This window comes from Bacillus sp. FJAT-27986 (genome assembly GCF_001685035.1).
GTDB lineage: Bacteria > Bacillota > Bacilli > Bacillales > Pradoshiaceae > Pradoshia.
On sequence record NZ_MAYV01000019.1, the window covers coordinates 42,148 to 55,861 of the forward strand.

The 13,714-nt window shown below is 40.4% G+C and carries 12 protein-coding genes; 3 read left to right on the plus strand and 9 right to left on the minus strand.

The features are described 5' to 3' along the window. Positions 1-114: 114 nt before the first annotated feature. Positions 115-2,226 carry a (Fe-S)-binding protein gene (locus tag A8L44_RS17265; protein ID WP_066109762.1) on the minus strand — a complete coding sequence of 704 codons (2,112 nt, stop codon included), beginning with the start codon at positions 2,224-2,226 and terminating at the stop codon, positions 115-117. A gap of 386 nt (positions 2,227-2,612) precedes the next feature. On the opposite strand from A8L44_RS17265, the gene uvsE reads away from it, so the two are divergent. Then, on the plus strand, positions 2,613-3,572 hold the full coding sequence (gene uvsE, locus A8L44_RS17270; RefSeq protein WP_066109384.1) for a UV DNA damage repair endonuclease UvsE: 960 nt from the start codon (positions 2,613-2,615) through the stop codon (positions 3,570-3,572). Positions 3,573-3,652: 80 nt separating this feature from the next. Here the strand turns inward: uvsE and argS are convergent, their stop codons facing one another. The 4 genes from argS to speE form a co-directional block, all read right to left on the minus strand. Further along, a complete protein-coding gene (gene argS / locus A8L44_RS17275; protein WP_066109387.1) occupies positions 3,653-5,323 on the minus strand; it encodes an arginine--tRNA ligase in 1,671 nt (556 codons plus the stop codon). Then, positions 5,320-5,772 carry a DUF1934 domain-containing protein gene (locus tag A8L44_RS17280; protein WP_066109390.1) on the minus strand — a complete coding sequence of 151 codons (453 nt, stop codon included), beginning with the start codon at positions 5,770-5,772 and terminating at the stop codon, positions 5,320-5,322. Before A8L44_RS17280 ends, argS begins: the two co-directional genes overlap by 4 nt. A 150-nt stretch (positions 5,773-5,922) precedes the next feature. Continuing rightward, positions 5,923-6,804, minus strand: a complete 882-nt coding sequence (speB, locus tag A8L44_RS17285; RefSeq protein ID WP_066109393.1) for an agmatinase — start codon at positions 6,802-6,804, stop codon at positions 5,923-5,925. 42 nt (positions 6,805-6,846) lie between these two features. Beyond that, positions 6,847-7,674: a polyamine aminopropyltransferase gene (gene speE, locus A8L44_RS17290; protein WP_066109395.1), complete on the minus strand. Its 828-nt coding sequence runs from the start codon at positions 7,672-7,674 to the stop codon at positions 6,847-6,849. A 212-nt stretch (positions 7,675-7,886) separates the two neighbouring features. Between speE and A8L44_RS17295 the strand changes: the two genes are divergently transcribed. Continuing rightward, a complete protein-coding gene (locus A8L44_RS17295; protein ID WP_066109398.1) occupies positions 7,887-9,968 on the plus strand; it encodes a transglycosylase domain-containing protein in 2,082 nt (693 codons plus the stop codon). Between the two features lie 183 nt (positions 9,969-10,151). Here the strand turns inward: A8L44_RS17295 and A8L44_RS17300 are convergent, their stop codons facing one another. After that, the gene (locus tag A8L44_RS17300; protein ID WP_066109401.1) at positions 10,152-10,661 is read right to left on the minus strand and encodes a YwhD family protein; all 510 of its coding nucleotides are present in this window, start codon (positions 10,659-10,661) and stop codon (positions 10,152-10,154) included. 20 nt (positions 10,662-10,681) lie between these two features. Beyond that, the gene (locus A8L44_RS17305; RefSeq protein WP_066109403.1) at positions 10,682-11,317 is read right to left on the minus strand and encodes a site-2 protease family protein; all 636 of its coding nucleotides are present in this window, start codon (positions 11,315-11,317) and stop codon (positions 10,682-10,684) included. Positions 11,318-11,458: 141 nt separating this feature from the next. On the opposite strand from A8L44_RS17305, the gene A8L44_RS17310 reads away from it, so the two are divergent. Further along, complete coding sequence (locus A8L44_RS17310) at positions 11,459-11,644, plus strand: 2-hydroxymuconate tautomerase (protein WP_066109407.1); 186 nt, start codon at positions 11,459-11,461, stop codon at positions 11,642-11,644. A 143-nt stretch (positions 11,645-11,787) separates the two neighbouring features. Here the strand turns inward: A8L44_RS17310 and A8L44_RS17315 are convergent, their stop codons facing one another. Both A8L44_RS17315 and A8L44_RS17320 read right to left on the minus strand, forming a co-directional pair. Continuing rightward, on the minus strand, positions 11,788-12,312 hold the full coding sequence (locus A8L44_RS17315; RefSeq protein WP_066109764.1) for a YwgA family protein: 525 nt from the start codon (positions 12,310-12,312) through the stop codon (positions 11,788-11,790). Between the two features lie 24 nt (positions 12,313-12,336). Next, a complete protein-coding gene (locus A8L44_RS17320; protein ID WP_175354323.1) occupies positions 12,337-13,647 on the minus strand; it encodes an HD domain-containing protein in 1,311 nt (436 codons plus the stop codon). Between the last annotated feature and the right edge of the window lie 67 nt (positions 13,648-13,714).

The window sequence follows — 13,714 nt, forward strand, 5'->3', positions numbered from 1 at the left end:
TAAATAAGAAAGAAACGGAAATATTTACACAATATTTCGAAAACAAATAGTTGTGTAAATTTCCGTTTCTGTCTCATCTATTACTATATGAACCCCTTCATATATCGGTGAAAATTAAGATGCAAGCTCCCTATGTTCCCCAAATACCGCTTTTTCAAGCAGTTCTGCCACATCGTATGTTTTAACTTCTTCTTCAACTTCCTTCGCCTTTGTGCCGTCACTTAACATAGTTAAGCAATATGGACAGCCTGAGCTGATAACTGTCGGATTGACCTCAAGAGCTTGTTCCGTACGGGCAACATTGATACGGTGGCCTGTTTCCTCTTCCATCCACATCAAGCCCCCACCCGCTCCACAGCACATTCCATTTTCGCGATTTCTTTCTATTTCTACAAATGAGGCTCCCGGAATTGCTTTTAAAATATCCCTCGGTGCATCATAGACATCGTTGTACCTTCCCAAGTAACAAGAATCATGGAACGTAATTTTTTCATTAACGGCATAAGTTGGTTTTAATCTGCCTTCCTTCACTAGATCAGCCAGCACCTGTGTATGGTGATAAACCTCTGCCTGTAAGCCGAAGTCCGGATATTCATTTTTGAAGATATTGAAAGCATGCGGATCGATTGTAACAATCTTTTTGACCTCATTTTTTTCGAACTCTTCAATATTCTTTGTAGCCAGCTCCTGGAACAGGAATTCGTTCCCAAGACGTCGCGGTGTATCTCCGGAGTTTTTCTCCTTATTACCGAGAATCGCAAATTTAACGCCGGCTTCATTTAAAAGTTTCGCAAATGATAAAGCAATTTTTTGTGAACGGTTGTCATAGGATCCCATTGAGCCGACCCAGAATAAGTATTCAAACTCTTCACCAGACTTCTTCATTTCCTTCACAGTCGGTACAACTACATCCTCACGAGCTTCACGCCAATCTTCACGCTCTTTACGGTTTAATCCCCAAGGGTTTCCCTGACGTTCGATATTTTGCATCGCACGCTGAGCATCAGCAGGTACTTTACCTTCCGTTAATACAAGAAAGCGACGCATATCAATAATGGTTCCAACATGCTCATTCATAACCGGACACTGATCCTCACAGTTGCGGCATGTAGTACATGCCCAAAGCTCTTCCTCTGTAATAACCTCACCCACCAAAGCTGGATTGTACAATTCAGCTGCTGCCGCAGACTCCGCAGCACCCGCACCCTGTGCAGCCACCGCGATTTGATTGCCTTTCGTATTACTGAATACAAATCCCGGAACCCATGGCTCTTTCCTTGTAACTGCAGCTCCCGTAAACGTTAAATGGTCACGCATTTTAATTAGAACGTCCATTGGTGACAGCATTTTTCCTGTCCCGGTTGCCGGACACATATTGGTGCAACGGCCGCACTCCACGCATGCGTATAAATCGACGAGCTGCAGATCCGTAAAGTCCTGAATCTTACCTGCTCCATACGTTTCCTGTGTTTCATCCTCAAAATCAATTTTCTTTAATTTTGGCGGAGTTAATCTGTGCAAATAAACATTGGCTGGTCCGGCAATTAAATGTGCGTGCTTCGATTGCGGAATATATACCAAGAACGTCAAAATGAATAGTAAATGTATCCACCAGGCCACATAGAATACAGCTATGGCAGCTGTCTCATTCATCCAGCCAAGCGCCATCGCAATCGTAGAAGCAACAGGCTCTGACCAATGAAGCTCACCGCCATGCCATACAATAGCAGCCCCGTTCGCTACAAGCGTTGCTAGCATTAATCCTCCGATAAAGATCAGAACTAGACCGGCTTTAAATCCCCTCTTTAGCCGAACAAGCTTCTCAATATAACGGCGATAGAATGCCCAAACAACAGCCACCAGTACCAGGAGTACAACTATCTCCTGGAAAAAAGTAAAAATCGGATATATAGGTCCCAATGGCAAATGAGATCCCGGTTTAATCCCTTTCCAAATTAGATCAATCGCTCCAAATTGGACAAGGATAAACCCGTAAAAGAAGAGCACATGCATCGTTCCGCTTTTCTTATCCTTCAGTAACTTTTTCTGCCCAAATACAAATACCCAAATCTTTTCCAGCCTCTTCTTTACGTCATTATCAAACTCAGTTTTCTTGCCAAGTTTAATATAGGCAATCCTTGTTCTGATCAGATACGTGAACAGCCAAACTGCGTAAGCGGTTACAAGAACAGCTGCAACTAAGTTGATCCATAGAAGACCATTCATCTCCATCCCCGTCTTCCCCCTTTTGCTACCGAAAGCATGATTTAAAAGTTACCTACAACATAAAACGACACTAAACCCAATATAGTATAACTATATTTTATATAATGAATGAGCATTCAGTCAATCAATAATTTACATATTTTAGATTAATTATTAAAACATGGTAAATATAATCTAGTTTGTCGAATAGATCATTTGAGATTTATTTTTATATTTTTAGTCATACTAAGATGAGTACATATTGGTTAGAGGAACTACTTTGAGGTATACATTGATTCAGTTTCAATCCATATCCAGGAAGTATTTTACAGTTTAATACCAATACCCTGCCGCATAGCTTAATAAACGGCTACTACTAAAAACTTGGAAAGGAGAGGCCTTTATTTATGGATATTCGATTTGGATATGTATCCACTGCTTTAAATCTTTGGAATTCAACCCCCTCCAAAACCATCACCTATACACGATGGAGCGGATTATCTCAAGAAGAGCAAAACGAACGATTACTCGCAATTACTAAACAAAATATCGAAACCACCAAACGAATTCTCCATTATAATATTGCACATGAAATACCGATCTATCGTTTCTCAAGCTCGATTGTACCGCTTGCAACTCACCCTGATGTTAAGTGGGATTTTATTACACCTTTCAAAAAAGATTGGGCTGAAATTGGCAAACTGGTACGGAAACACAAGCTTCGTGTCAGCTTCCACCCGAATGCCTTTACACTTTTTACCTCTCCTAATCATGATGTGACAGATAAAGCGGTTGAAGATATGGTTTACCATTATAAAATGCTGGAGGCTATGGGAATGCCAGACCAAGCACTCATTAATATCCATGTCGGCGGATCATATGGAAATAAACAAACGGCTATTCAACGGTTTTATGCCAATAGCCAAAAAATCCCTGAATCCATTAAGCAGCTCATGACACTCGAAAATGATGATAAGACTTATACAACTGAAGAGACTCTGCAGGTTTGTGAGCATGAGGATATCCCGCTTTTATTTGATTACCATCATCACATGGCAAATCCTTCTATGACTCCATTGGAAAAATTGTTGCCCCGTATTCTTCTGACATGGGAATTAAGAGGCTGGAAGCCTAAAATCCATATTTCTTCTCCCCGTTCGGAGCGTGAAATTCGCGCACACGCATCCAACGTCGATGTTGACTTTATCATGCCATTTATCCAAATGCTGAAGCAAATAGGAATTTCTGAAATTGATTTCATAATCGAGGCGAAAAATAAGGATATCGCGATGATGAAGCTAATTGAGAATTTGGCCTCATTAAGAGGAATCAATCGAATCAGCGGCGGAAGCATCAGGATAAGATAATATTTGTTAGCAGTCTGTCACTAGACTAACAAAAACAACCCACACCTCTCTTATGGTGTGGGCATTTTATTAGTATGAGATTACATTTTTTCTGGAGCAGATACACCAATTAGTTTTAATGCATTTGCCAATGTAATTTTTGTTGCCTGAACAAGAGCAAGTCTAGCTTTACTTCTTTCAGGCTCTTCCTGATCTAATACTTTATCAGCATTATAGAAGCTATGGAATGTGGAAGCCAGATCAAAGATATAATTCGTGATTCTGTGCGGCATACGTTTTTGAGCCGCTTCTGCAACCGCTTGTGGGAATTCACCAAGTTTCTTCAGAAGGTCAATTTCTTTTTCAGAACCCAATCGGCTAAGCTCTGCGTCGCCTTCCAATGTAATACCCACTTCAGCTCCCTGACGAAGGATACTGCAAATACGAGCATGTGCATATTGAGCGTAGTACACTGGATTATCATTGGATTCGGATACAGCCAGATCAAGGTCAAAGTCCATATGCGTGTCCGCACTTCTCATCGCAAAGAAATAACGCACGGCATCTAAACCAACTTCCTCCATCAAGTCTCTCATTGTGACAGCTTTTCCTGTACGCTTGGACATTTTCATTTTCTCACCATTTTTGAACAGGTGAACAAGCTGGATGATTTCTACCTCCAACGTATCTTTTCCGTAACCCATCGCCTGAATCGCAGCTTGCATACGAGGAATATACCCATGATGGTCTGCTCCCCAAATGTTGATTAATTTTTCAAATCCGCGTTCCAGCTTATTTTTATGGTATGCGATGTCTGGTAGGAGATAGGTGTATGAACCATCATTCTTAATTAATACACGGTCTTTATCATCGCCAAAATCAGTAGATTTGAACCAGGTAGCTCCATCCATCTCATAGATATATCCTTTTTCTCTTAACAGCTCCAATGCAGGCATAATTTTGCCATCTTCATAAAGAGATGTTTCAGAGAACCATACATCAAATGGGACACGGAAGCTCTCAAGGTCTTTTTTCAATTTTTCCATTTCATATTTCAACCCGTACTCACGGAAAAATTTAAAGCGCTCTTCTTCATCAGCATTTACATATTTATCGCCAAATTCTTCAGCCATACGTTTACCGATATTGATAATGTCTTCTCCATGATAGCCATCTGCAGGCATTTCTTTCTCCATTCCAAGCTCCTGTAAATAGCGAGCTTCAACTGAATATGCCAGATTATTGATTTGGTTACCCGCATCATTAATATAGTATTCACGGGATACATCCCAGCCAGCTTTAGCCAGGATATTGGATAAAGAATCCCCAACTGCCGCACCGCGGGCATGACCCAAGTGAAGATCTCCTGTTGGATTCGCAGAAACAAACTCAACCTGAATTTTTTCTCCTCCGCCTACATTAGATTCACCATAAGCTTCCCCTGACTCCAAAATAGCGGGAATCAGATTTGTTAAGTATCCATTGTTTAAATAAAAATTGATAAATCCCGGTCCGGCAATTTCAATTTTTTCAATTGATGCCTTTGAAGTATCAAAATGATTAATGATTTCCTCTGCTATTGTCCGAGGTGCCTTCTTAGCAATACGGGCAAGCTGCATAGCCATATTAGTAGAATAATCTCCATGTGTTTTATCCTTTGGCAATTCAAGAATTACACTTGGAATCACTGCTTCTTCCGCTAATCCAGCCTTAATTACTGCCTGCTTAATCTCTTCTTTAATCTGATCCTGAATCTCTGTTACGATGTTCATCTTGTCTTTTCCTCCTTGACCGTCAATGTAAGTGAGTAGTTGCCCACATTCTCTTGTTGTAAAAATAGGTTGTAGGAAACATGGAAAATCTCTTCCTTCGTTTCCGGATGGACGGTATGCTCCAGCTTATTTGTACGTGTCGTTAAATCCAGTGTACCATGAATGCTTTCATAAGAGCCGCTGGTTTCTGTGCCAATTTTGTAAAGCTGTCTCATTTTAACCGCGCCGCTTCTAATAATTAGCATTTCATCCCCGTCATATTTAACAGTTGTATTGATTTTCCCATTGTTTTCAACGTGCTCAATATAGCGGATATATGTGGCATTTGGCATGTGATGCAACGTGCCAAATGTAATTAGCTCGATGTTCTCTTCATCGTCAACATATTGGATATGCGTCTTTAGCCGTACCATGACCTCTATGGGTGCGTTGCTTTTTTCCTCGGTCATTTAATGAATTCCCCCTGGAATTGATTATTTTACTCAATCATACAAGTATAAGGTAAAGAAAAACTCTCTGGCAACTTGTCCGAATCTTTTTTTCTAAAAAAAATCCCCTTGCTCTACTATCATAGACAGGGGATTGCTAGTCTTATTCAATTACAGGCGTTTATTTACCCAACCTAAAAGAATTTCGCGAATAAATTTAGCTGCAGCAATTTGTGTTTGTTCAGAGGAATCATAAACAGGAGCAACTTCTACAAGATCTGCTCCCACCACATTTACGCCAGAGTTTGATATAGCAGTTATAGCCTCAAGCATTTCTTTAGATGTAATACCGCCTGCTTCAGCAGTTCCCGTACCCGGTGCATGTGCTGGGTCAAGTACATCAATATCAATGGTGACATACACATTTCGGCCGGCAAGGGTGGGCAGTACTTTTTTTAATGGCTCCGCCACATCAAATTTATACATATGCATTCCGGAATCCTTGGCAAATTGAAACTCTTCCCTCATACCTGAACGAATGCCGAAAGAATAGACATTCTCTGCACCAATCAAATTACAAATCTTCCGAATCGGAGTTGAATGGGAAAGCGGCTCGCCTTCATATTCTTCTCTCAAATCTGCATGAGCATCAAAATGGATAATAGCCAAATCCTCATACTTCTTATGAATTGCTTTTATAATCGGCCATGTAACGAGATGCTCGCCGCCCATACCAAGCGGGAATTTCCCTTCTGCCAAAAGGGTTTCAATGTACGCCTCTATCATATCAATGCTTCTTTGCGGATTTCCAAAAGGGAGCGGAATATCGCCCGCATCAAAAAATTTAACAACCTCTAAATGTCGATCGATATAAGGGCTGTATTCTTCCAAACCAAGGGATACTTCTCGTATACGCGCTGGGCCAAACCTGGATCCAGGACGAAAGCTAACTGTCCAATCCATTGGCATTCCGTAGAGAACCGCCTCTGAATCTTTAAAATTGGGATGACTTCCTATAAAAACATTACCGGAATAGGCTTCATCAAATCTCATAATCTGCACTCCTTTAATCCTCATCTATATGTTCATTTCTGTTTATTTTAAAAGATCAGCTACAAATTTAGGCAGCACAAAGGCAGCCTTATGAAGCTCCTTTGTATAATACTTTGTTTCCATTTCAATGAATCTATCATCACAAATCTCTAAAGGATGGTGTTTTTTTGAACCAATTGTAAAGGTCCATAAACCGCTCGGATAGGTTGGGATATTAGCCGTATATAGGCCGGTAATCGGAAAAATCTCTTTTACATCTTTAAAGACCGATTGAATTAAATCCGCTTTAAACCAAGGGTTATCCGTTTGTGCAACAAAGATGCCCTCTTCCTTTAATGCCTGATAGATTCCTGCATAGAAGCCCTTCGTAAACAAATTTACGGCCGGTCCAACCGGCTCTGTAGAATCTACGATAATTACATCATATTTATTTTCGCTTTTGGCAATATGCATAAATCCGTCATCAACCAGTACTTCAACCCGATGGTCAGTCAGGCTTCCTGCAACTTCTGGTAAAAACTGTTTTGAGTTCTCAATGACTCTGCCATCAATCTCTACCAAAGTAGCTTTTTTTACATTCTCATGCTTAAGCACTTCACGGATTACGCCACCATCCCCGCCTCCTACAACGAGGACATGCTCTGGACAAGGGTGCGTATGTAGGGGAACGTGGGCTACCATCTCATGATAGACAAATTCATCCTTCACAGATGTCATCACCATATCATCCAGCAACAGCATCTTACCCCACTCTACTGTCTCTACAATATCCAGTTTTTGAAAGTCTGTTTGTTCCGTATGCAAGGTACGACTTATCTTCATGGTGATTCCAAAATGATTTGTTTGCTTCTCCGTGAACCAAATACCCATGATGAACCTCTTTTCTTGTTTCAGTTTCAGCGGCCCAATTATCATTCACTATCTATTAAACTTAGAAGAGTATAGTGCATTCTTATAAAAAAGTAAAGATTTTCCGATATTTCCAATATTATTGTTTCTATGTCTGTTTTACGTTTAAAAATGTTGGTTTGTTTTCATACTACTAATATGAATAATTTCACAACAGATCAGGGGGAAGACATGTGTCTCCAAGCAGACTTAGAAGAAGGAAATTACTTGCCTATAAGAGATCCCTTATACTTTTCGGATCACTGATTGCTACATTTGGAGTGATTGGGTTTGTTACCGTCCTACTTATTGTAAAGCTTGCCGGACCTCCAGCCATATCCGTCCCGCAAACCACTCAATATTTAGCTGATGATTTAAGTACATTTACGGAAAGCCACGGGGCCGAGAGGCGGTATTGGGTACCTCTCAGTGAGATATCGCCTTATTTAATACAATCTACTCTGGCAGTTGAGGATCGAAATTTTTATCATCATAACGGGTTTGATACAAAGAGAATTATAGGAGCAATTGTATCTGACACGATTGCCATGGCCAAGGTGCAGGGAGCCAGTACAATCACTCAGCAGTATGCCAAGAACCTCTTCCTTGATTCAGAAAAAACCTGGTCACGAAAGGCTAAGGAAGCTCTCTACACTCTTCGGATTGAAGACCATTTCAGTAAGGATGAGATTCTCGAAGGTTATTTAAATACGATTTATTACGGGCATGGAATGTATGGTATACAGGCTGCGAGCCACTATTATTTTCATAAGGATGCCAAAGATCTATCCTTGGCTGAAGCAAGCCTGCTTGCTGGCATTCCAAAGGGACCAGGCATTTATTCACCACTTGTTTCGAAAAAGAACGCAAAGGAACGGCAGGCTATTGTCCTCAACTCTTTAAAGGAAACCAGTCAGCTGAGTGCAGAACAGGCAAAAGAAACATTGGCATTAGCCGACCGCTTGCCCATATACGGTTCCCTGATTACAGAGAAAAAACAAGAGGCACCCTATTTTCTGGATGCAGTCAATCATGAGTTACGTCATGTCTTAAAGGGGAATGAGGAGCTGATCAGGCAAGGGGGATTAAAGGTGTATACAACCTTCAATTCCAAGCAGCAGGCCATTGCTGAAGAGGCTATTGCCAAGCATGTGCAGCCGGAAGGTGATTTTCAGGCAGCTTTAATTGCGATGAATCCCCATAACGGTATGGTTAAAGCATTGATTGGCGGAACCAATTATGAGCATAGCTCATTCAATCGTGCGACCCAAGCACTTAGACAGCCCGGTTCCACGATTAAGCCGCTGCTGTATTACACAGCTTTAGAAAAAGGGTTCACACCATCGACGACCTTGCGAAGTGAAGTGACCACCTTTTCATTTGAAGGAGGAAAAGAAAAATATACACCCCATAATTTTAATAACCGATATGCCAATGAATCGATTACACTGGCTCAGGCCCTGGCTGTATCAGACAATATATTTGCCGTCAAAACACATCTGTTCCTTGGAGAGGATGAACTGGTTAAGGCTGTAAAGCGATTTGGATTAACCACTCCTATGACCAAGGTTCCCTCACTGGCGCTTGGAACGTCCGGAGTTAAGCCTTTGGAAATGACAAATGCCTATAACTTATTTGCCAACGGAGGAAAAAAGGTTAAACCTTACTTTATCACTAAGGTTACAGGGCGTGACGGAGAGGTTTTATATCAGAAAAAATTAGAACGGACAGCCGTACTGAAGCAAGCGGATGCCTATGTCATGACACAAATGCTGACAGGTGTGTTCGATAAAAAGCTAAATGGTTACGCATCTGTGACAGGCGCCTCAATCGCACCTAAGCTTTCAAGGCCCTATGCTGGAAAGTCAGGCTCAACTGAGTATGATAGCTGGATGATTGGCTATACTCCACAGCTTACGACAGGTGTTTGGACCGGATATGATCGCTCTCAGAAAATCGAAACTAAACAAGATAAAATTGCAGCCAAAGAAATTTGGGCGAGCTTTATGGAGCAATCCCTAGAGGATGAGCCTGTTAAAGAGTTTAAACAGCCGAAAAATATTGTTGCGGTAGAAATTGACCCCGAAAGCGGCTTGCTTGCACACGGAGCCTGCCCGGTTAAACGCCTTACTTACTATAAAAAAGGAACCGAGCCGAAACAGTATTGCCATAATCATATAAACAAGGGAAACGATCTAAGCCCTTCTGATGAAAAGAATAAAGAAAAGTCACATGATCCGTGGTACAAGAGAGTATGGCCATTTGGAAAGCTTTAAACAATCCGACCCATAAGCATAAGAAAACAAAAATCCCCAAACCATTAACGGTTTGGGGATTTTTGCGTCCTAGCTCTACGTGCTTGCACACTGTTTTTAGTGTACTTTTTTTACTGAAAACCGACAAGTAATATGCTGAATTACTTTACAAAAAAATCCATAATTTTCACGTTTTTGTCAATATTAGTTAGCGTTTAGCTTTTCCTTCAATTCATCAGGGGAGTTTTTCCAAAGCTCTTCATTATGTTTTTTCAGGAAGTTAGCTAAGATGATTTTTGAAGGTTCATCCATATGCTCAACGATAATATGTCTTTTCAATGATTTATCCATGCGATTCACATGCTCTGGCAATGATTTATAGCCGCGGCGAATCTCTTCATCAACCGTCATTTCGCATGCCGTCACACCAGCATAATAGGCTCCCTGTTTCGTCTGTTCGATTGTAACCCAAACAAGCCAGTATGGCTTTCCGTTTGGTACTTCATCTTTATTTGGTAAAAATTTGATTCGTCTTTCGATAGCACTTCTTGCATGCATAGCACCAATATCGACAAACGCTTCACCTGCTTCCACATCAATAATGACAGGTGAAACATTTTCCAGGCTCAACGCCCCCATTCCAAAGCCTTTATGGCCATCAGTAGGGTCGTTTTTGATGATATTAAAAGTTGGTTTTTTCTTCTCTTGACTCATGGATATGTACAAGCCTCCCTTTAAATAAATATTGAAACTAAGAATCGCTCAATCGCTGGTACTAACTTATAAATGATTGGATCGATTGTGTAATTACCAAGCGGTGTAATCACCAGGATAAGGAAAATCAACGCTCCATATTGTTCATACTGTGTCATTTTTGGACGTATATCAGCCGGAACGAGGTCCTCAATAATACGATACCCATCAAGTGGAGGAAATGGCAATAAATTAAATACAAACAGTACAACATTCAAGCGGATAAAAATATTAAAAAACGTGTAGATAAACTCAGGTAAATTAAATCCTGCGATGCTTATAATATATATCAATAGGACACCAATAAAAGCCAGCACAAGATTACTCAAAGGGCCTACCACTGAAACAACAATACTGTTCATCCGTGGATTTTTAAAGAAGAAGCGATTGACCGGTACAGGTTTCGCCCAGCCAAACCCGACCAATATAATAAATATCGCACCTAATGGATCAATGTGCCGAATCGGATTTAATGTCAGCCGTCCCTGATTTTTTGCAGTCATATCTCCAAATTTATAGGCCGCATAGGCATGTGCATATTCATGAACAGTAAACGCAATGGCGAGAGTTACAAGTGTATATGGTAAATTGACCAATATGCTTTGAAAATCAAACATCAAAACATCCCCCTTTTCCTTAATATAAAACCTTTCAGTTAGGTTCAACCTTCCATTCTGCTTTTCACCACTTGCTTTCCGCCGGCGATTATGAAAAACTATCAACATAATCACTTGTTTTACAAATGAGGAGGACATTATATGCCGTATGTAACCGTTAAAATGTTGGAGGGCCGCACTGAAGAACAAAAAAAGGCCTTATGTGAAAAAGTCACTGAAGCAGTTTCTGAAACAACAGGAGCACCAAAAGAAAGAATTACGGTGTTCATTGAAGAAATGACTAAATCTCATTATGCGGTTGGCGGTGTACGCGCCAGCGATCAATAAACTTTGTTCGATTGCGTGTCTTTCATCCACACCGAACATTATTGATCTAATTACATATTATTGGACCCGACTTTCGTTTTTAAGTGGGAGCCGAATGGAGCAAATATGCTCCATTCTTTTTATTTCTCCAGTATTAAAAAGAACTAATTCGCGTACATTGGTTTATTTTCCTTAATAAGCTGTGCTGCATAATTGAAGGCTTCCTCTATTTCCTCAGGCAAATACTGTTGCTCCGCCTTTAGTTCCTGGATTTTCTTAATAATCTCATCCTTGGATAAATGGTCGAAATAAAAAACCGTAGAAACCAATTCAAGAAAACGTGCATTATGATTGTTCAATCCCTTCACACATGCAGACAGCTCGTCGTTTTCATTGTCTTTGCTGTATAAAGAAAGAAATTCTTTGCCTGCCTCTGTTAAAGAGTAGTCATAATGAACATAGCCATTTTCCTTATCTTTTATTTCAGATAAAAGCCCTAAATTGCAAAGCTCTTCTATCTTTAACGTTAATTCCTCTGAATAGGGTCCATAAAAATGAAATTCAAATCTCTCCTGAAAAGGATATTCGAGTTTTTTTGAGATAAACACCATCTTTTGAAGCTTTTTTCTTCCCCCAATATGCCCGGCCGCATCTATGGCTGAAAGAATTCTGGCATGCTCCTTCAACACCATTCTTCACTCCTTCAATATCAATTAATCCCAATCAAGCAATTCTTTTATTTTTTCCTTTATTTCTTTATGATTCGCTTCATCTTCTAAAATATCAGCAGGAAAGTACAGTTTATGATCCGTGCGTCGTTTACCGGAAATCGCGTCTACGATATCCGATTGTCTGGAAAGCTCTTTAAGTTCTCTCGTTTTGGATAACAGATAAATCGGTACCCTTTCTCCTTCTTCTCCAGGCCGATAAAAATCATACGGTAAATCCGATGAAGAATCTAGCACCAAATAATACTCCGGATCAAGACCGGCTGCTGCGAACAATTGAGTGAGCTCCATCACTTTTTTCATTTCCGCACTGGATGACGGAAGGAATTCTACATACTGGAACAAATTCCGGTTCATGAACCTCGTGCATAAATCACTCAGTATGCTATCCTCTTCTTCTCCCCATAACTGAAAATAGTACAGCATTATACTATCGTCTAATTTCAAATAATCATATAGGGTAACAGACTGGGTAAATAAAGACGAAAAATGATGAGGTTCCTGTTTAAATTGATAATTCTTCTTATATAAATCTTTAGCGCGGTGCAGGATTTTTGTCAAAATCACTTCTGCGCTTCGAGATACTGGATGGAAATAAACCTGCCAGTACATTTGATAGCGGCTCATAATGTAATCTTCTACAGCATGCATACCGCTTTGCTTGAAAACTACCTGATCCTCCGTCGGTCTCATCACTCGGAGAATCCGCTCCATATCAAACTGGCCGTAGCTCACCCCAGTAAAATAAGCATCCCGTAACAAGTAGTCCATCCGGTCTGCATCAAGCTGACTCGAGATTAAGCTGACAACCAATTTATTGGCATGTGTTTTGGCAATGACTTCAGCTACCTCTTTCGGAAAGCTGGCATCTACCTTTTTTAAAATTGCATTAACCTCAGTATCCCCTAAAATAATCTTCCTTGTGAATTCCTCATGGTCCAAATCAAAGACTTTTTCGAAGGCATGTGAAAAAGGACCATGCCCGAGGTCATGGAGCAAAGCTGCACATAAAGAAAGAAGACGATCTTTCGGGTTCCATTCCGGCCTATTAGCAAATACCCCATCCACAATTCTTCTCACAATCTCATATACTCCAAGAGAGTGATTAAAACGGCTGTGTTCAGCCCCATGAAATGTTAAATAGGTCGTTCCAAGCTGTTTAATTCGCCTTAAACGCTGGAATTCCTTTGTATCAATTAAATCCCAAATGACCCGGTCATTCACATGCACATAGCGATGCACCGGATCCTTAAATACTTTTTCTTCGTTTAATTTTTCCAGAGAATATTCTATCATTCTATTCCCTCTTCCTAATCGGTCATGGTTTTATTATAGCTTGTTTAATCTAAAAAAACATAATCAT